This window comes from Parafrankia sp. FMc2 (assembly GCF_041008525.1).
GTDB lineage: Bacteria > Actinomycetota > Actinomycetes > Frankiales > Frankiaceae > Parafrankia.
The window spans coordinates 16274-35805 of record NZ_JBFLUG010000016.1; the positions used below are offsets into that span (position 1 = coordinate 16274).

Here is a 19532-nt window from a genome sequence, read left to right on the forward strand (position 1 = left end):
CGATCTCCTGGGTTCGCCGCGCCGTCCGCGTCCGTCTGTGGGAGGGCGCCGGTGGCGTCGAACAACGGAGACGTCACCCGGCAGGGCCAGCGACGCCGCTTGCCGAGCCCTCGCTACGTCTCTGTAAGCAACCGGTAGGCAGCAGGCAGGGCGAGATGGCCAGCTCCGCCCGAGCGGTCTACCCGCACCTGGCCACCAACCACGGCCAGGTGGGGGCTCCGCTGAGCGCCGACGCAGCAGCAGCCGCCGTATTGGCGCTCTCAATCTCGCCACTTGCGCGCGCTAACAACCCGATGTTAGCTTGTCGATCCACAGCACTAGCGCGCGCTAGCGCACCTGGGCCCTCATCTCCACGGCCTCGGTCATCTTCCGGAGGGCGGCGCCCAGGAGGGAGAACTCCTGGACCAGGAGGCACGAACACCGGTATCCGCACGCTGACCGGCTGACGCATCAGTATGGAGTCGACGATGACGTATGATGACGCGCTGACGCCCGAGGCCCGGGCGGACGCGCTTCTGCGGACGATGACGGTGGAGGAGAAGGCGCAGCAGATCACGGGCCTGATGCCGGTCGGGCTGCTCGGCGTGGACGGCCTGATCCAGGCACAGGCCGAGCGCGTCATGGGCAACGGGATCGGCCACATCGCGCCGCTCGGGATGCTCAGCCACCGGACGCCGGCGAACCTGGCGAAGGGTGTCAACGAGATCCAGCGTTATCTCGTCACCCGGACCCGCCTGGGCATTCCCGCGCTCTTCCACGTGGAGGCCCTCAACGGTGTGGTCTCGCCCGGGCTGACCACGTTCCCGACCGCGATCGGGCTCGCCGCCGCCTGGACCCCCACCGGCGTGGAGGAGATGGCGGACGTCCTGCGCCGGCAGGCCCGGGCAATCGGTCATCCGCTCGTCCTGTCCCCCGTCATGGATGTCGCCCGGGACGCCCGCTGGGGCCGGGTCCATGAGACCTACGGCGAGGACCCGTACCTGGTGTCCACGATGAGCGTCGCGTTCGTCCGCGGCATCCAGGGCGGCGACCCGCGCGAGGGTGTGATCGCGACCGGGAAGCACTTCCTCGGCTACGCCTCACCGAAGCCGGGCAGAACATGGCCCGCACCGCCATCGGGGCCCGGGAGCTGTACGAGGTGTACGCCCGCCCGTTCGAGGCCGCCATCAGACTGGCCGGCCTCGGGGCGGTGATGAACTCCTACAGCACGATCGACGGCATCCCGGTCGGCGCGGCCTGCCGCGGGAACGCCTCGGTTTCGCCGGCACCGTCGTCTCCGACTACGAGACCATCCGCCACCTGTACAAGCGGCTCGGTGTCGCGCGTGACGCCGAGGAAGCCGGCCGGCTCGCTCTCGCTGCGGGCCTCGACGTCGAGCTTCCCGTCCCCGACGGCTACGGTTCCACGCTCGCCCAGGCGGTGCACGCCGGCACGGTTCCCGTCGAGCAGCTGGACCAGGCCGTGTGGCGGGTCCTGCGGGACAAGTTCGCACTCGGCCTGTTCGTCGACCGGCCCTACGCCGACGAGGACCCCGTCGTCATCAACGAGGTCGCCCGCCAGGGTGTCGACCTCTCCTACCGGCTCGCCCAGCAGTCGGTGACCCTGCTGGCGAACGACGGCACCCTGCCGCTGTCCCGGGACCTGCGCCGGATCGCGATCGTCGGCCCGCACGCCGACGGGATCTCCTTCGCGTTCCCGCCCTACACCTACCCCGCCGCGCTGGAGATGCTCCGTGCCCGGTTCACCGGTGAACGGGCCCACATACCCGGCGCCGAGAACATCGCCGGCGACATCACCCCCGAGGCGACCGCGCTGATGCGCCAGGAGCTCGCCGGGCCCATCGGGACACCGATCGACGACTACATCCGCGACGCCTACGGAGCGCTGTCCCTCGCCGACGCCGTCCGGCGGGCCGTCCCCGACGCGCGGGTGACCGTGGCGCCCGGCTGCGAGGTCCTCGACGAGGAGCCGGCCGACATCCCGGCCGCGGTCGCCGCCGCCGCGGCCGCCGACGTGGTGATCCTCGCCCTCGGCGGACGGGCCGGCTGGTTCACCCCCCGGATCACCGAGGGCGAGGGCTGCGACACCGCGAACATCGACCTGCCGGCGAACCAGGTCGCGCTCGTCGAAGCGGTCGCCGGCACCGGAACTCCCTGCGTGGGCATCGTGTACACCGGCCGGCCGATGGCTCTGACCCCGGTTGTCGACCTGCTCCCGGCGTTGCTCTACGGCTACTACGGCGGCCAGTGCGCCGGCACCGCCATGGCCGACGTGCTGTTCGGCGACGTCAACCCGGCCGGCAGGCTGCCCGTCTCCATCCCGCGGCACTCCGGGCAGGTGCCCGTCTACTCCGGCCAGCCGACCGGCACCGGCTACCGGCGCACCGACCAGGACATGCACCTGGGCTACCTCGACCTGCCGTCGGGCCCGCTGTTCCCCTTCGGCCACGGACTGAGCTACACCACCTTCGACTACCACGACCTCACGGTCAGCTCACCCGAGGTCGACAGCGAGGGCACTGTCACCGTCGGACTGACCATCCGCAACACCGGCGCACGGGCCGGCGACGAGGTCGTGCAGCTCTACTTCTCCGACCAGGCCACCGGCGTCACCCGACCCGCCCAGGAGCTCGTCGGCTTCACCCGCCTCAGCCTGGACGCCGGCACGGCGGCGACCGTGGCCTTCACCGTGCCCATGAGCCAGCTCGGCTACGTCGCCCTCGACGGCGGATTCGTTCTCGAACCCAGCCCGATCCGGATTCTCGCGGGCAGCTCGTCCGACGACATCCGCCTGCGCGGCAGCTTCGACGTCGTCGGGAAAACCGCCGAACTGAACGGCCGCCGTTCCTTCCTCTCCGACGTCGCCGTCAGCCACCTGGCGTGAAAGAACGGGATTCCCCCCAGGAGGTCCACCGGCTATGAGCACGTTTCCCGACGGCTTTCTGTGGGGTGCTTCGACCGCCGCACACCAGGTGGAGGGCGGCAACGTCAACTCCGACATGTGGCGCAGCGAATGGGCGGAGAACTCGAGGTTCGCCGAGCCGTCGGGAGACGCCTGCAACTACTACCACCGGTACCCGGAGGACATCGCGACCCTGGCCGGCCTCGGCCTGAACGCCTACCGGTTCGGGGTCGAGTGGGCACGGATCGAGCCGGCGGAGGGCTATTTCTCCCGCGCCGCTCTCGACCACTACCGCCGGATGGTCGGCACCTGCCTCGAGCACGGAATCACCCCGGTCGTGACCTACAGCCACTTCTCGACACCGCGCTGGTTCGCCGACGCGGGAGGGTGGAGCAACCCGGCAGCGGCGGACCTTTTCGCCCGGTACGCGGGCCGGGTGACCGAGCACATCGGCGACCTGGTGCCCTGGGTGTGCACGTTCAACGAGCCGAACGTCATCTCCCTGATGGTGCACCTCGGTGTCATCCCGGCCGCCTCGCGCGACGAGGCCCTCGGCCTGTCGACCAGCGGCGAAGGCCCGGACCGCGGCGCGGCGCGCTCGGGCGCGGCGTGGGCCGCCCCCAGCGTCGAGGTGATGGCGAAGGCTCACCGCAAGGCCGTGGACGCCATCAGGTCCGGTCCCGGGAACCCAGCCGTCGGCTGGACGCTGGCTCTCATCGACCTCCAGCCCGCCGACGACGGCGAACAACGCTGGCAGGCCGTACGCCAGGCGGCCCTGCTCGACTGGCTCGACGTCTCCCGCGACGACGACTTCGTCGGCGTGCAGACCTACACCCGGGAACGCATCGGCCCCGACGGCGTCCTGCCCGTCCCCCCGGGAGCGCCCACCACGCAGACCGGATGGGAGGTCTACCCCCAGGCGTTGGGCCACACCGTCCGACTCGCCGCCGAACGGGCCGGCGTGCCCGTCCTCGTCACCGAGAACGGCATGGCCACCGACGACGACGGCGCCCGGATCGCCTACACCACCGCCGCCCTCGAAGGGCTGGCCGGCGCCATCGCCGACGGCGTCGACGTCCGCGGCTACCTGCACTGGTCCCTGCTCGACAACTTCGAGTGGACGGCTACCAGATGACCTTCGGACTCGTCGCCGTCGACCGCACCACCCTCACCCGCACCGTCAAACCCTCCGCCCGCTGGCTCGGCAAGGTCGCCCGCGCCGGCGGACTCATCTGAAGCGCCAGGAACAAGGGAAGCGTGATCTGAAGATCCGAGAGGGAATTGTGAGTTCTTCAGGCGGCGCGGCGCGGGGTCAGATGCGGTCGGCGGAGTAACGCACACCGATCTGGGCGCGCGCGGCGTCGAGCGTCCGCATGATCGAGACGGATTCGTCCAGCGGCATGATGTCGCTGCCGAGGTGCCCGGACCGCAACCGTTCGTGTACGTGATGGGCCTGGTGATGCAGGCCTCCCCCGGCCGTCCCGTCGCCGTCGCCGTCCCGGCCGGCCGGCAGGTGCAGGCGCTCGGTGTCACTCCCCCGTTGCACGACGAGTTCGTCCGGGCAGTGCATGAACGCCGGCAGCTCAATGCTTCCGGCGGTGCCGGTGACCCGGCCGGTACATGTCAGGCCTGCACGAAGCGAGGCCTTGGCGATGGCGATCGCACCGCTGTCGTAGGAGGTCAGGACGGCGAGGTGCTCATCGACACCGGTCTCGCCGAGCTGCCCGAACGCCGCGACCCGACTCGGCTCGCCGAGCAGCATGCTCGCCAGCGACACCGGATAGACGCCCAGATCCAGCAGCGCACCGCCGCCCAGGGCAGGGTCGAACAGCCGGTGGGAGGGTGTCATCGGCAACCGGAATCCGAAGTCACCCTCAACCGAGAGCACGGTACCGATGTCGCCCGCCGTCACCAGTTCGCGCAGAGCCGCGTAGGCGGGCAGGAAGCGGCTCCACATCGCCTCCATCAGAAACCTTCCGTGCGCTCTGGCCGTGGCGACCATGTCGGCGGCCTGGCCGGCGTTGAGCGCGAACGGCTTCTCACACAGCACCCCGTGCCCGGATTTCAGGAAAAGCAGGGTGTGCTCGTGATGGTGCGAGTGCGGGGAGGCCACATAAACGATATCGATACCGTCGTCGGCAGCAAGGAGCTCGTACGAGTCGTACCTGCGGCGCGGAACGATGCCGTACTTCTCACCGAATTCGTCGGCGGTCTGCCGGCTGCGGGAACCGACGGCGACCAGCTGAGCCTCCGGAAGGCGACTCAGCGCGTCAGCGAAACTTCTGGCGATCGCCCCGGTCCCGGCGATACCCCAACGAAACGCCATGCGTACCTCATTCTCCAGAGGGCACCACAACCGGGCGCCGTCGCGGCTCTCTTCCGCCGCTCGGAAGGCCGGCGGCAGCGGTGTCCCACGCGACACCCTGATCCATGTGTGACACGTGTGATGTGAATCTGCCAGGCCCAAAATCCTGCTGCTCCGGGTCAGCTCGACCCGATCGCCCGATAGGCGACACGGGTGAGCGTGGCGTCGGTGCCCACCGCCTCGACGCGCCGACGACCCGGCCGGTGAAGCCACTGGCGACCTCGGTGGACAGGTACCGGCCGTGCCGGGCGAGATCCAGCGGGGATGCAGGGCCGCGGCGGAGAAGTCGCGGTGGAACAGATGCGGGCCTTCGGGATGCGCGAGGCCGGTCCCGCGCCACAACGTCTGCGACTGGGTCAGGAGCTTGCCGCTCTCGGGATTGACGGCTGCCTGGAGAACGCCCGCGTCCGGGCGGGTCCAGGTGACATAGCAGGTCCCGTCGAGGTCCCAGGCCAGGTCGGGGTCGATACCGATCGCCCTGACGACGTAGGTCGGTTCGCTCCAGGGCCCGGCTGGTCCTCGGTGTGGACGATCAGGCGGCCCCTGAGGACGTCGGTGCGATTGGTGGTGATCTGAGCCCCCTCGTTCTCGCTGGCTGGGCGATCAGTCGCCGGCGGGCAGGGGCCGGTGCGGAGCCGTCGTGGAGGTCAGCCACGCCGTGATCCGGTCCAGGCTGCGCTCGGCCGCTGGCGTGAACGGTTCGTTCAGGTGCCCGTGCAGGGAACCCGGCTCGAACTCGACGCGGACCGGAACGCCGGCCGTCGCGAGCTGCGCGGCGTAGGCCTCTCCCGAGGCGCGCAGGAAGTCCGTGTCGGAGTTGAGGAGATACACCGGTGGCTGCCCGGCGGCATCGCCGTTGGCGGGGAAGGCGTACGGGTCAGCCAGTGCGGCCTCGGCTCCGGTGAAGTTCCGGTTGATCTCGGGGGCCATGTCGGCGGTGAGGAAAAGACCTGTCGCCGTGTCCGTCCTGGCCCGCAGCTCCGCGCTCGCGGGCGGAAGCTGCGCGTGCAGGGCGCCGTACACGATCAGCAGGGACGCGGGCAGCGGCCCGGCGCCGTCCCGGAGCCGCTTGGTCACGCCAGCGGCCAGGTTCCCGCCCGCGCTGGCCCCGCCGAGGTGCAGTCCGGACGGTTCGGCCTGGAGTTCCTCGGCGTGCTCGACGGCCCAGTGCCAGGCGGCGAGCACGTCGTCGGACGGTGCCGGGAAGCGGGTGCCCCGAAGGCACTTGCGGTACTCGATCGACAGCACGGGAACGCCACGCGACGCCAGAGTCAGCCCGACCCAGTTCGCCTCGGGCATGTCGAGGTCACCGGTGACGAAGGCACCACCGTGCGCCCAGACCAGCGCCGTGCCTGTCGCGCGGCCCGGCTCGCGGTAGAGCCGGGCCGGCATCCCTCCGGCGCCGTCGATGGTCACGTCACGGACCTCGACCCGGGCCAGTTCGGGGTAGTGGGCGGTGAGGGCCGCGGTGTCCGGACCCGCCGGTATCCGCTCGGCTATCACGTCGGGATGTGTTGTCTCCAGGAAGCGGACCCAGCCGGCGAAAGGCGTGAGGGTTCGCTCCTCGCCAGCCTCAGCGGTCACGACAACCCTGACCATGCGACGACATGCTGCGTTCTCCTTGATCGGTACTGGTCTCCCACCAGGCGCCGCGGGATGGCCGCGGCGCGGAACCGGGAGGAACCTGAGTTCAGGCGCTGCGCGCGGGAATGATGATCGTCCCGATAGCGCGGATGTCATCGCTGCTGGACCCGGCGAGCAGAGTCACCTCGCCGGCCTCGATACCCCGGGAGCCGTCGACCATCGTGTAGAAGAGGCGCTCGACGGGGGCTTCGAGCGAGACGGTCGTGCGTTGGCCCGCCGCCAGCGTGAGCCGGGTGAAACCGATCAGCTGTCGCACGGGGCGGACCACCATCGCGGCTTTGTCGCGGGCGTAGAGCTGGACGACGGTCTCACCGTCGACGTCGCTGGTGTTGGTCACGGCGAGCCGCGCTCGGATGAGCCCGTCGACCTCCTCGACGGCTGCCCCGGCGGAGTCGTCGAGGGCGATGTCGAAGGTGCTGTAGGACAGGCCGTGGCCGAAGGGGTAGAGCGGGCCGTTGTCGGTGAGGTCGTTGTAGCCGTGCCGGGAGCCCGTGGGGTGGCCGTAGCCACTGCCGTGGTGATGTCCGTGGTAAAGGGGCACCTGGCCGAGGTGGCGGGGGAAGGTGCTGGGCAGTTTGCCACTGGGGTTGACCGTGCCGAAGACCGTGTCGGCGATCGCCGCGCCGTCCTCCTCGCCGAGCAGCGGTGCGAGCAGGACGGCGTTCGACGCCTGGGCGACCGGGCCGAGCAGCAGCGGTCGTCCGGAGACGACCACGGTCACCAGCGGCTTCCCCGTGGCGGCCAGCAGCGTGATGAGCGCCTCCTGGTCGCCCGGCAGGGTGGGCGGAGGCGGTCGACTGGCCTTCACCGGCGGTGTTGTTGCCGACCCAGCCGGTCCGCTCGCCGACCACGGCGATGACGATGTCGGCGTCGGCGTCGGCCTGCCCGACATCGGCGCCGTCCAGGGGGTGTTCGGCGTCAGCCTCGAACTGCCCGAGCGGGGCGTACGCGATGGACGGGTCGGTCCGCCGCAGTGCGTCGAGCACAGTGGGCGCGTCGGGGTGGAGCCTGCGTGCCTCGGCCTCGAACCGCTCGTCCATCCCGGGCATCCGGGGCTGGAAGATGTCGGTGAAGACGAAGGTCGCCGGGTCGACTCCCGGGACCTGGCCGGTCATCACCGCGACCATTCCCAGCGGTACCTCGGCGTTCGAGACCGAGGTGTAAGCGCCGAAGTGGATGCGCAGTTCGTCGGCCGCGGGGCCGACCACGACGATGCGACCGCCGTGGGGCGTGAGCGGGAGGGTGCCGTCGTTGTCGAGCAGGACCATTCCCCGGGGAGCTCGACGTCGAGGCCTGCGCTGACCGCCTGGACGGCGGCGTGCGCCGGTGAGACAGCGGTGTTGAAGAAGCGGGTCTGCAGCGTCACGGAGTCGTAGTCGCCGACGACCAGGCCGGTGAAGCCGAGCTGGTCGCGCAGCAGCTCGGTGAGCAGCCAGCGGTCGGCGGCGCAGGGGACGCCGTCGATCTCGTTGTAGGAGTTCATGATGGTCGCCAGGTCGGCCTCGGCGATGGCGCGTCGGAACGGCTCGGCGTACTCGTCGACGAGGGCCCGCCGGCCGAGCTGGGTGATGGCCTGGTTGAGGCCTCCCTCGGAGGCGCCGTAACCGACGAAGTGCTTGCGTCGGCACCCTGGATGCCGCGTACGAAGGCGACGGAGAACTGCGCGGCCAGCTCCGGGTCCTCCCCGTAGGTCTCGTGCACACGGCCCCAGCGTGGATCCCGGGCGAGGTCCATGACCGGGAACAGCGCATGCTGGATCCCGGCTGCGCGCAGGTGGGCGGCGCTCACGGCCGCGGCCCGTGTCACCAGCGCGGGATCCCAGGTGGCCGCCTGCGCCCAGGAGGTCGGGAACTGCGGGCCCGAGCTGTGCAGCAGGCCGCTGATCGCCTCGAAGTGGATGAGCGCACCGATCCCGAACGGCGTCGTCTCCCGGACCGCCGCCTGGACCCGCGCGAGATCGGACCGCAGGCTGCCGGCGCTGCGGCCCCACGGTGTGGGGCCGCAGCGCCGGCAGCCGGTCGACGTCGATGGCCGGGCTGGTCTTCCGCGGGTCCGCCCCACCCGGGCCGGGGCTGGTGGGCCGCACGACGAGATCGGTGACGGCGAACCCCGTGAGCTGGGCGACCTTCTGCTCCAGAGTGAGCTGGGAGACCAGGTCCGCGACCTTCTCGGGGGTCGGTGTGGTGACGGTCATGACGGGGTCTCCTCCTCGCGTCGCGGCTGGCCCGGTGATGTGGCGCTGCCGGTCAGCTGCTGAGGAGGAACGCCTTCCGTTCCGGGTCCCAGGGCAGGATTCGCGGTGGGATGTTGCCGGCCGGCGACTCGCGGCTGTACGTCGCCTCGTCGACGACCGTCGGCAGGCGGAAGCTGCCGAGGGAGAACGCGGCGTCCTGGAAGGACTTGTAGGTGAGGTCCTTGCCCGCCTTCTCGGTGATGGCCCTGAACAGGGTCAGGTAACGGCAGGCAGCTGCCTCGGACGTGCCCCAGGCTGGTTCCCCACTCGGGGTGAGCGCCGGCTCGATGATCTTGCCCCGGGTCTGGGGCAGTGCGGCCTCGACAGTGCTCACGCACGGATTGTTGGCCGGGGCGAAGTTGGTCGCCTGCCCGAGCGCGAGGGCGTTGTCCAGCGCGCTCAGATCGCCGCCTCGGACGCCCAGAACGTAGGAGCTGGCCGTGGAGGCATTCGCGAACAGCAGACGGGGCCGGTAGCTGCCCTTCTGGATCTCGGCGGGGAACTGGGCCTGGGAGCCGCCGACGAGGAGCACGGTGTCCACGCCCGCGGACTGGAACTTCTGGATGAAGACGTTCAGCTGCGACGAGACGGCGGCCGGGTCCGTGGTGTCGGCGTCCAGGACGCCTGTCTCGGTCACGGGGATGTTCTTGGCGCGCAGGGTGGACAGCACGACCTTGTCCAGGACTGCCTGGTCGTCGCGGTAGGCGACGACCGCCAGCTTCCTGCCGGTCAGTGCGTCGTTGTCGATGAACTGCTGGAGGCCCTCGCCGAGCTCGTCGCCGCCGCGCAGGTCGGAGACCCAGGGCGCCTGGGCCTTGGCGTAGCGCTCGGCGGTGAGGTCACCGCCGACGACGAGCGTCTTGTGGGTCTGCACGTAGCAGGTCACGTCCTCGGCGTTGAGGCTGCCGAGGACGGCGAAGACGTCCTCGTCCTCGGTCAGCCTGACGCAGGTCTCCGAGGCACCCGCCGGCGACAGCACGTCGACCGCGCCGTAGACCGGCTCGATTCTGCGACCTGCGATACCGCCGTCCTCGTTGACCTCGTCGACCAACGCCTGGAAGACGGCCTGGTAGTCGCCATGGTCGACATCGACGTACTGTTTGACCTTCTCCAGGTCGGGATAGACGAAGCCGATCTTTATGCTGTCGGCGGTGACCCCGGTCGCGGTTGCCGGTGCCGGCGGGGCGGGATACACCTCCGCGGCTGCCCCGCCGGTGGCCGGCGTGTCGTTGTCGTCGTCCGACTCGACGCTGCAGGCGGCGAGGGTGAGTGCGGTGGCTGCCGCAAGTAACAAAGAGCCGTGTCGGCGGGCGAGGCGGGGTGCGATCATCTTACAGAACTCCAGAAAGAGGGCGACTGAGCGGACAGGCTGGATCTCGGTGAAGCTTTTCGTGCGCTTCACCTACGTCGACGACGCGCTGATGACCTCGGGGCCGGTTGCCGCCGGGCCGGGCACGCTGCCACTGCGACTGATGGCGCGTTCGTCGGTGCCCAGGTAGCTCGCGATGACCTTCGGGTCGTTGCGTACCTGCTCGGGTTCTCCGTCGGCGATCACCCGCCCGGTTTCGAGGCAGTAGACGCGGTCACTGATGCCCATGATCAGTGGCATGTCGTGCTCGATGACGAGCATGGCCGCGTCGAGTTCGCGGCGGATTTCCTGAATGAGTGGCCCGAAGGCCTCCGTTTCGCGTTGGGCGACTCCCGCTGTCGGTTCGTCGAGGCAGAGCAGGCGTGCGTCGAGAGCGAGGAGGCCGGCGAGTTCGACGATGCGGCGGGTGCCGGTGGACAGGTCGGCGACAAACGCGTCGGTGTAGCGGCCGAGGCCGAGGAAGCCGATGAGGTCGTCGGCCGCGGCTCGTTGGGCGCGTTCGTGGCGGAAGGTGTGGGGAAGGTGGAGGGCGGTGCTGAGAAGCCCGGTGCGGCCGCGTGCTTCCAGGGCGATCTGGACGGTCTGGCGGACGGTGAGCTCGGGGAAGAGCGTGGCGGTCTGGAAGGTACGGCCGAGGCCGGCGCGGGCGCGGGCGGCCGGGTTTGCCCCGGTGATGTCCTGGCCGGCGAGCTCGACGGTGCCACCCGCGGGGAGGAAGCCGCCGATGGCGTTCATGAGGGTGGACTTGCCGGCGCCGTTGGTGCCGATCAGGCCGATGATCTCGCCTGGTTTCACCTGGAGGGAGACGCCGTCGACGGCGGTGAGGCCGCCGAACCGGACGCGCAGGTCGGTGGTTCGCAGGACCGCCAGCTCGGCGGGGAGCGGCTCGCGTTCGATGGTCCGGCTCAGCACCCTGGCGGGCGCCGCCTGCGGCGCGCGGGCTGGTGGGGATCCCAGGCGCCGCTCGGCGGCACGCAGGAGGACGTCGCGAGCGCTGTAGCCGATCTGGACGAGACCGCCGGGGAAGTAGAGGAGGAGGACGAGGAGGCCGAGGCTGGAGGTGAGCAGGGGGACGATGTCGTTGTCCGGGAAGATCGCGGGCAGACCGACGACCCACAGGGCGCCGAGGACGGGGCCGTACACCGAGCCGAGGCCACCGATGACCACGATGGACACGAGGGCGAGCGAGTCGGCGGACAGGAAGTACCTGTCGGAGTAGGGGACGTTCTGGACCGCGCCGGCCAGGAGGCTTCCCCCGAGGCCGGCGATGCCGCCGGCGAGCGCGAAGGCGCGCAGTTTCACCCGCGTTGCCCGGACGGTGTAGGCGGCCGCCGTCCACGGGTTGTCCCGGACGCCGATGGTGGTGCGCCCGACACCGGAGCGGCGCAGCCGGGCGACGACCACGAGGACGACGGCCAGGACGGCCAGGACGAGGTAGTAGTAGCTGCGCTGGTCGGTGATGTCGATCCCGAAGGCGGTGCTGCGGGGGAACGAGGCGGTGTGCGCTCCCTCGTCCTGGAACAGATCGCGCCGGTAGAGGAACTGTTCGGCGGCGATCCCGAAGGCGAAGGTGCTGACCGCGAGCAGCAGGCCGCGAACCCGCAGTGCCCCCGCGCCCACCACCGCGGCGATCGCCGCCGTGACGAGGCCCGCGATCAGCACGGACACGGGGAAGGGCAGCGCGTTCAGGCTGACGGTACTGCCCCCGAGCGGGATCCGCAGGCCGCGGTTCAGCGCCGCGGCGGTGAGCGCGCCGAGGCCGGCGAAGGCCATCTGGCCGAGGGAGAGCTGCCCGGCCCAGCCGGTGAGGATCGTGACCGACGCCGCGCAGATGGCGTAGCCGAGAATGATCGTGTAGAGCAGCTGCCGGGAGGACTGGTGGACCAGCAGCGGCAGGACGACGGCGAGCACGCCGAGGAGCAGGAACGGGACGCGCTCCAGGTGGCGGATCCACCACAGGTCACGCAGCCGTTCCGGGACGGGCCGGACCTTCGGGGCGAACGAGAACGCCGAGGTCTCGGCGTCGCGGCCGCGGCTGACCACGAAGACGGCGGCCAAGACCAGCAGGAAGATCACCAGGTCGGTCAGGCCCGGCTCGTCGAGCCAGTTGAACTGGATGAACGACTGCAGCAGACCCAGCAGCACCCCGGCGAGCATCGCGACGCGCATCGACACCATGCGGGCGATCACCGCCGCCGCCAGCGCCCGGACGAGGGTGGTGGGGCCCAGGGTGGTGAGCTGGTCCAGCGACTTGTTCTGCGCCGAGATCAGGATCAGGCAGAGTGTGCCGACCAGCCCGGCGAGCGCCCACATGGCGGTGGAGACGGCCTTCGGGCTGATGCCCTGCAGCCGGGCGAGCTCGGGGTTGCTGGCTGATGCCTGGACCGTGCGACCGAGCACCGTGCGGCTCAGGAACAGGCCGAGCAGGATGGCGACGACGGGCACCGTGACCAGGACGCTCAGCTGGGCACCGGTGATCTGCAGGTCCGAGGAGGGCGACCAGGTGCCACCCCACGGCACCGGGTAGTACTCCGTCGAGTAGTCGTCGAGGTCCGGCAGGCCGGTGACGACGGTCAGGGCGAGCTGGGCGACGCCGATGGTGGCGACGAGCAGGATCACCCGGGGTGCCTGGAACAGGCGGCGGATCACCGTGAGGTCGACGAGCGCGCCGAAGGCCGCGCCGACGATCAGCGACAGCGGCAGTGCCACCCAGTAGGGGACGCCCCAGCGGACGACGAACAGCGCGAACAGCGCGGAGCCGATGAGGCCCATGTTCGCGACCGCGAAGTTGATGACCCGGGTGGATCGGTGGACCAGGACGATGCTGATCGCGAGCAGGCCGATGACCAGCCCGGTGACCGCGCCGTCGAACAGCAGCTGTGCGGTGGGTATCTGCATGGTGGTCAGCCGCCTTCCCGACCGAGGAACACGGCGCGGGCCAGGTCGTCGCGTTCGGCGAGCTCACGGGCCGGGCCGGTGAAGCGGACCTGGCCCTTCTCCAGGAACACGGCCCGGTCGGCGACGGCGAGGGCGATGTTCAGTGACTGTTCGACGACGACGATCGTCAGCCCGTCGGCCTTGAGCCGTTCCAGGATGGCCAGCAGGTCCTGCACGATGGCCGGCGCGAGGCCCAGGGACAGCTCGTCGATGAGCAGTACCTCGGGGTCGTGCAGCAGCACCATCGCGAGCGCGAGCATCTGCTGCTGGCCGCCGGACAACAGGCCGGCCAGCTGTGACTCGCGGTTGGCGAGATCGGGGAACAGATCGAGGACGTAGGCGAACCGACGGTCGCGGTCGGCCCGGTCGCGGCGCATCCGGAACGCCGCCATCTCCAGGTTCTCCCGGATGGTCATGTCGGCGAACACACCCTTGCCGCCGGGCAGCAGGTGTACCCCGTACTTCCCACGTTGTTCCGGCGCGACGTAGGTGATCGTGCGCCCGCCGAGCCGCACGACTCCGCGGGACGGGGTGCCGAGTCCGCAGATGACCTTCAGGATCGTCGACTTGCCGGCGCCGTTCGTCCCGAGCAGCGCCAGGGTCTCGCCGCGGCGGACCTCGAAGGCGACATCGAACAGCACCTGCACGTTTCCGTAGGAGAAGTCGATGTTGTTGACCTGCAGAACCGGGATGTTCTCCGGGTCGGCGTTCCGCCGGTCGCGTTCGGCGAGCTCCTCCCACAGGTCCGCGACCACCAGGGACAGGTCGCTCTTCACGAACGACGCGCCGCGGATCATCATCAGCCCGCCGACCAGGGTCGCGGGGATCCCGATCACGAGCACGGCGACCCGGGGGTCGTAGGCGTTGCTGATCAGCCCGGACAGGACCGCACCGCCGGTGGCGCCGACGAAGAACATGTAGACCGCCGCCAGCGCCATGCCCAGCCCGCGCAGGCGGTACGGCGTCACGGACTGCACCACCGGGCCGACCATCGCGAACGCGACCGACGCGAACACCGCACCCGGAACGCTCAGCAGCATGAAGGCGACCCAGCCCGGCATGAACCACTGGATCGGCAGCAGCACCGCACCCGGCAGCACGCACACCCCGAGCAGCCTGACCGCACGCTCCGGATCGCGGTGGTAGAGCCGGTCGTAGCGAGGCGCGACAATCGGCAGCGCGACAACCAGTGCGGCCCCGCCGAGCGAGCCCATCAGACCACGCTGGAACGTCGACATCCCGTAGTGGTCCTCAGCCCACAGGTTCGCCAGCACACTCGTGGTGAACAGGCTGAACCCCAGCGCGGAGAACGCGGTGACCGCCGTCTTCACGGTCCGGATCCGCATGAGCCGCGCGAAGGCCGCCTCCACCGAGATCGGCATCGCCTCCGCGTCCTCAACCACCTCGCCGAGAACCGACTTCATCTCCTGCTGGCCCCGTGCCGGCTCCGGCAGCCGGAAGGCGATGATGGCGACGACCAGCGCGGGCAGGCCGAGGACGAGGAACGGCCACCGCCAGCCGTCCTCGCCACCCGCCCAGGTCGCGATGCCCGCGACGACCAGCGGGCTCAGCGCGCCGGTGACCCGCGCCGCACCGTAGATCGAGGCGGAAAGCCGCCCACGCACGCCGATCGGATAGGCGTCCGCGATCAGCGATCCGTGCACCGTGTTGTTGCTCGACTTCGCGATCCCGACACCGAACCGGGCCAGGAAGAACAGGAACGCGCTTGCGGCCAGGCCGGACGCGAGCACCATCGCCGAGAAGGCGACGCCCGCCCAGCCGATCACCCGGCTGCGCCGGAAATGGTCGGCCAGATATCCCATCGGCAGCGCGCCCAGCACCAGGAAGGCGCCGGCGGCCGCCGAGATGAACACGATCGCGCCGTCGGACAGCCCGAAGGAGTCCCGGATGTCCGGGGCCAGGACCGACAGCGCCGCCGACTCCAGTTCGTCCAGCGCGTTCAACAGCACCAGAATCAGAAACGTCAGTGACCCACCCGCGGCCAGCCCCTCACGCAGTGACAGGGGCTCGCCACCGACACCCGGCAGGAGACTGTCCGCGAACAGCTCTTCGCGCTGATCCTGGGCCTGTCGCTCCTGCCGCTCCGCCTCCGCGTCGATCAGCCCGGCGGCTAACCCGGCCACGGAGGTCACGGTCTCCGAAGGGGGAGCATCGGGAGCGCTCATGAGCACCCCAGGTCCGCGGGCGTTGCCCGGAACCCGAACAGGTCGGACACCGTTGGCCTACTTTCGGAGGGTTGTCGGTGACGCAGGTAAGGCGTCGCTGACGGTGGCAGTGGACAGAGAGGAGCGGTGACCCTCGAGGACAGAGGACAGGCCGGTCATCGAAGTTCCCCGGTCTGCTCCGCCGGCACTGCCTCGACCTGGACGGCCGCGGGTGGGCAGCCGTCGGCCGTGATGGTCAGCGTGATCGAACCGGGCGCGGTCGGACGGATCACGGCGAGCGCCCGCCCGTCGAACGTCGTTCGTACCGTGTCGAAGAAGTTCTCCTCCGACCGCGGGTTCGCGCTGCCGAAGCCCTGCAGCACTGCCGGCCCGGTCAGTTCGACGGAGACCCTGCGGTCGGCGGTGTTGTACAGACTGCCGTCCGCGTCAACCAGGGTGATGGACACGAAGGCCAGATCGCGGTCGTCGGCCGTGATCTGCTCCCGGTCGGCGATGACGTCGAGCCGGACCTCGCCGGTGGCGGAGCGAAGGGCGGTCCGGCCGGTCTCGTGGCCGTCGGTGTAGGCGACGGCCGTGAGCGAGCCGGGCTCGAAGACGGTGTCGAAGGAGGCGGTGAAACGGTGCTTCTCCCCCGCCGGAGCCCTGCCGACCGAGCGGCCGTTGACCAGGAGTTCGACTTCGTCCGCGGCGGAGTAGACGTCGACCCGGACCGGCCTGTCCTCGTGACCGCTCCAGCTCCAGCTTGAGATCGAGTCGCTCCACGACCACCAGGTCGCCAGCCGGACCGGTTCACCATGCCGCTCGGGGCGATGGACGGCGATGTAGGGCGTGGTTCGCAGCCCGAAGACGACCTCCCGGTAGTAGGAGGCCGGGCGCCGATGACCGGTGATGTCGATGTCGCCACACCAGGCTGTGAGCCACGGGTAGGCCCCCTGATGGCCAGGCGTGCCACTGGCCTGCGCCGTGGGATCGCTCTGGTACTCGACCCTGCCGATTCCTGGCTCGCCCAGATAGTCCCAGCCGGTCCAGGTGAAGTCTCCGATGACGTGATCGTTGTCCCGTACGAGCCGCCAGTTGCGGTCGATGTCCGAGGGGTGGGTCTCGGTGCCGACGATCACCCGGTTGGGAAACAGTGTCCGGTCGAGCTCATAGCGGGATTCGAGGTAGTTGTAGCCGGCGACATCCAGGTAGGCCATGGACTCCGCGGTACGCGTCGTCACGAGCTCCGAGGTCATCAACGTCGGCATGAACTCCCGCAGGCGGGTCATGGCGTCGTTGACGTCGCCGACGTCGTCGCCGGCGGTGCCGGCGTCCGCGATACCCTCCTCGGCGGAATTCTCCCGGCCGGCGGTCACGGCCGAGAAGAGATCCGGTCCCACGGCGAGCAGACCGTTCACGGCGTTGGTGACGAACCGGGTGTCGTCGAGTTCGCGGACTTTCTCGGCGAGCCGGCGACCGAGTACCGCGCCAGCGGCGGTGCCCACCTCCGGGATCTCGTTACCGATCGAGAAGAAGACGACGCTGGGATGGTTGAGGTCCTTCATGACCAGCGCACGGATGTCCGCCTCCCACGAGCCGGCGAAATCGCTGGCGTAGTCGTGCGCGGACTTCGCACGGGTCCAGACATCACTCAGCTCGTCCATCACGATCATGCCGAGCTCGTCGCAGGCGTCGAGGAGCCCTCGGCTGATCGGGTTGTGGGCACTGCGGATCGCGTTGAAACCGGCCTGCCTGAGGATCTCCACCCGGCGCCACTCGGCCCGATCGATGGTCGCCGCTCCGAGCACACCGTTGTCGTGGTGAATGCAGGCGCCACGTAGCTTCACGCCCTCACCGTTGATCCGAAGACCCCGCCGTGCGTCGACGGTCAACGTGCGTATGCCGAAGCGCGTCGTCTGTTCGTCGAGTCGCTCGCCGCCGGCGGTGACGGAGGTTCGGCAGGTATAGAGATCGGGGTGCTCCACGTTCCACAGCCGGGGCTCGGGAACGACCAGCCGCTGGCGCAGCAGAGCGCTGTCGCCGGGGAACACGGTGACCGGTGCGACGTCGCCGGCGACGATCTCGCCATCGGCGCCCACGATGTCGTTGCGAACCTCGACGGTCCGTGTCACCGCCGATTCGTTCTGGATCTCGGTCGCCACGGCCACAAGCGCCGCATCGCTCTCGATGACAGGAGTGGTGATCCGCACGCCGTCGAGAGCCAGATGCAGCAGCCCGGCGACGATGATGCTCGTGCCGCGGTAGATGCCACCGCCGGTGTACCACCGGCTGTCGTCCTGGCTGCGGGCCTCGACCCGTACCTCGTTGTCCGCCCCATATCGCAGCAGGTGATCGGCGCGAACCAGGAAGGTGGAATAGCCGCTGGCGCACTGCCCGGCAAGGTCGCCGTTGATGTAGACCCGGCCATGGCGGTAGACGCCTTCGAACTCGAACGTCACCCGGCAGTCCTGGTAATCCTCCGGAACGAAGAAGGTCTTCCTGTACTCATAGCCGTCCGCCGGAAAGTAACCCCGGTGACCAGCCTCCGGATCGGCACCGCTCCGCTCGCGGCGGACCATCGCGTCATGCGGCAACCGCACCGCTTCCCAGCCCTCGTTCGCCCTGCCGAGCAGAGCCTGGAAGGCGTCGGGCTTCCGGCGGTACGACCAGCCGTCGTTGAACGATGTGCGGATCAATCGAGCTCTCCTGGTCAGGTGCCAAGCAGGCCGTCATCAGCGATGGCAGCCGACGGCAGGTAGGGCCCCGCGGCGGACCCGGGGGCGACCTGATCCGTGGCTGACGCCACTAGCGGGGGCTAGTGACGTGCACGCAAGCTAGCATCGAGCACTAGCGCGCACAAGTCCGACTTGCTTCAGGCCAGCGGAGGAGGACAAGGCGGTGACCGTGTCGGAGCCGGCAGCCGGTCGGCGGGTGACCGCCGTCGACGTCGCCCGAGAAGCGGGGGTGTCGCGGGCGACCGTCGGGTTCGTCCTGAACAACACGCGAGGTCAGACCATCCCGAAGGACACCCGTGAACGGGTGCTACGGGCATCCGAACGCCTCGGTTACCGACCCAACAGCGCCGCCCGCACGTTGGCCAGCGGCCGCAGCCGGATCATCCTGCTGGTGCTGCCCGACTGGCCGATCGAGTTCCGGATGCGCAACTATCTCGACGAGGCTTCCCTCGCGCTCGACCGGGCCGGGTACTCCCTGGTCACCTACACTCGCCACGCCGACCAGACGGCCCGGCCGCTGTGGGAATCCCTCAGCCCCGACCTGGTGGTCGGGACCATCCCGTTCAGCCCGCCCGACGTCGATTCCATGCTCGCCTGCGGTGTCAGGAAGATCTATCCGAACCCCGGTCGTACTGAGCCCATCGACGCATCCCTCGCGCTCAGCGCAGGCCCGCGGCTGCAGGTCGACCACCTCCACGAACGCGGCCACCGGAACCTGGTCTATGTCGCGGCGGTGGAGGCACACGCGTCCTCGATGATCGCTGCCCGGTTTCAGGCCGCGAGCGAGCGGGCCCGTTCGCTGGGCCTCACGGCACTCACTCTGGAGGAGATCAACTACCGCAGCGCCTCCACCGACGAGACCATTCGCCGAATGTTCGACGCCGGCATCACCGGAGTCGTCGCGTTCAACGACGACGTCGCTGCCGCCGTCGCCAGCGGCGCGGTCCGCGCAGGCCTCCGGATGCCCGATGATCTCGCGGTGATCGGCCACGACGACTCTCCGATCGCGGCGATGTTCGTACCTGCGCTGAGCACCATCCGCATCGACACGGTCGCTCTGGGGCGAAGGTTTGCCGACTTCGTCCTGCGCAGTGTCGAACAGCGGCCTGCGCCTACCTCTCGCACTGTTGTGGAACCCACTCTGGTCCAACGTGAGACCAGCTGAGCCAGGTAACGAGATGCT

At 69.8% G+C, this 19532-nt stretch carries 8 protein-coding genes and 5 pseudogenes; 3 read left to right on the forward strand and 10 right to left on the reverse strand.

Translation table 11 applies throughout. The annotated features are described in order from the left end of the window. The first annotated feature begins 467 nt into the window (after nt 1-467). Together AB1460_RS08510 and AB1460_RS08515 are read left to right on the forward strand one after the other, a co-directional pair. Nucleotides 468-2883 (forward strand): annotated as a pseudogene (locus tag AB1460_RS08510) (glycoside hydrolase family 3 N-terminal domain-containing protein). Between the two features lie 34 nt (nt 2884-2917). Then, nucleotides 2918-4137, forward strand: a pseudogene (locus tag AB1460_RS08515) (glycoside hydrolase family 1 protein). A gap of 76 nt (nt 4138-4213) precedes the next feature. On the opposite strand, the gene AB1460_RS08520 reads toward AB1460_RS08515, so the two are convergent. The 10 genes and pseudogenes from AB1460_RS08520 to AB1460_RS08565 form a co-directional block, all read right to left on the reverse strand. Beyond that, nucleotides 4214-5227, reverse strand: a complete 1014-nt coding sequence (locus AB1460_RS08520) for a Gfo/Idh/MocA family protein (protein ID WP_368960125.1) — start codon at nt 5225-5227, stop codon at nt 4214-4216. A gap of 384 nt (nt 5228-5611) precedes the next feature. Next, nucleotides 5612-5740 (reverse strand): annotated as a pseudogene (locus AB1460_RS08525) (hypothetical protein); the annotation flags it as partial. A 129-nt stretch (nt 5741-5869) separates the two neighbouring features. Further along, nucleotides 5870-6850 (reverse strand): alpha/beta hydrolase, encoded by a 981-nt coding sequence (locus AB1460_RS08530; protein ID WP_368960126.1) that lies wholly within the window; start codon nt 6848-6850, stop codon nt 5870-5872. A gap of 106 nt (nt 6851-6956) precedes the next feature. After that, the gene (locus AB1460_RS08535) at nt 6957-7718 is read right to left on the reverse strand and encodes a glycoside hydrolase family 3 C-terminal domain-containing protein (protein WP_368960128.1); all 762 of its coding nucleotides are present in this window, start codon (nt 7716-7718) and stop codon (nt 6957-6959) included. 37 nt (nt 7719-7755) lie between these two features. Next, nucleotides 7756-8118: pseudogene (locus tag AB1460_RS08540) on the reverse strand (glycosyl hydrolase); the annotation flags it as partial. Beyond that, nucleotides 8025-8971, reverse strand: a pseudogene (locus AB1460_RS08545) (glycoside hydrolase family 3 protein). The pseudogenes AB1460_RS08540 and AB1460_RS08545, both read right to left, overlap by 94 nt. 185 nt (nt 8972-9156) lie before the next feature. Further along, entirely contained in the window at nt 9157-10473 is a 1317-nt protein-coding gene (locus AB1460_RS08550) for an ABC transporter substrate-binding protein (protein ID WP_368960130.1), read from the reverse strand. Between the two features lie 72 nt (nt 10474-10545). Then, complete coding sequence (locus AB1460_RS08555) at nt 10546-13410, reverse strand: ABC transporter permease subunit (RefSeq protein WP_368960131.1); 2865 nt, start codon at nt 13408-13410, stop codon at nt 10546-10548. 5 nt (nt 13411-13415) lie between these two features. Then, nucleotides 13416-15635, reverse strand: coding sequence for an ATP-binding protein (locus AB1460_RS08560; RefSeq protein ID WP_368960133.1), 2220 nt, complete (start codon nt 15633-15635; stop codon nt 13416-13418). Nucleotides 15636-15790: 155 nt separating this feature from the next. After that, nucleotides 15791-18310 carry a glycoside hydrolase family 2 TIM barrel-domain containing protein gene (locus AB1460_RS08565; protein ID WP_368960134.1) on the reverse strand — a complete coding sequence of 840 codons (2520 nt, stop codon included), beginning with the start codon at nt 18308-18310 and terminating at the stop codon, nt 15791-15793. 202 nt (nt 18311-18512) lie between these two features. Between AB1460_RS08565 and AB1460_RS08570 the strand changes: the two genes are divergently transcribed. Further along, entirely contained in the window at nt 18513-19514 is a 1002-nt protein-coding gene (locus AB1460_RS08570) for a LacI family DNA-binding transcriptional regulator (protein ID WP_368960135.1), read from the forward strand. The last annotated feature ends 18 nt before the right edge of the window (nt 19515-19532 follow it).

Bases quoted from the DNA above. Each gene is read 5' to 3' on its own strand.
- AB1460_RS08550 (WP_368960130.1), bottom strand. From the start codon at position 10,473: ATGATCGCACCCCGCCTCGCCCGCCGACACGGCTCTTTGTTACTTGCG.
- AB1460_RS08520 (WP_368960125.1), bottom strand. From the start codon at position 5,227: ATGGCGTTTCGTTGGGGTATCGCCGGGACCGGGGCGATCGCCAGAAGT.
- AB1460_RS08560 (WP_368960133.1), bottom strand. From the start codon at position 15,635: ATGAGCGCTCCCGATGCTCCCCCTTCGGAGACCGTGACCTCCGTGGCC.
- AB1460_RS08555 (WP_368960131.1), bottom strand. From the start codon at position 13,410: ATGCAGATACCCACCGCACAGCTGCTGTTCGACGGCGCGGTCACCGGG.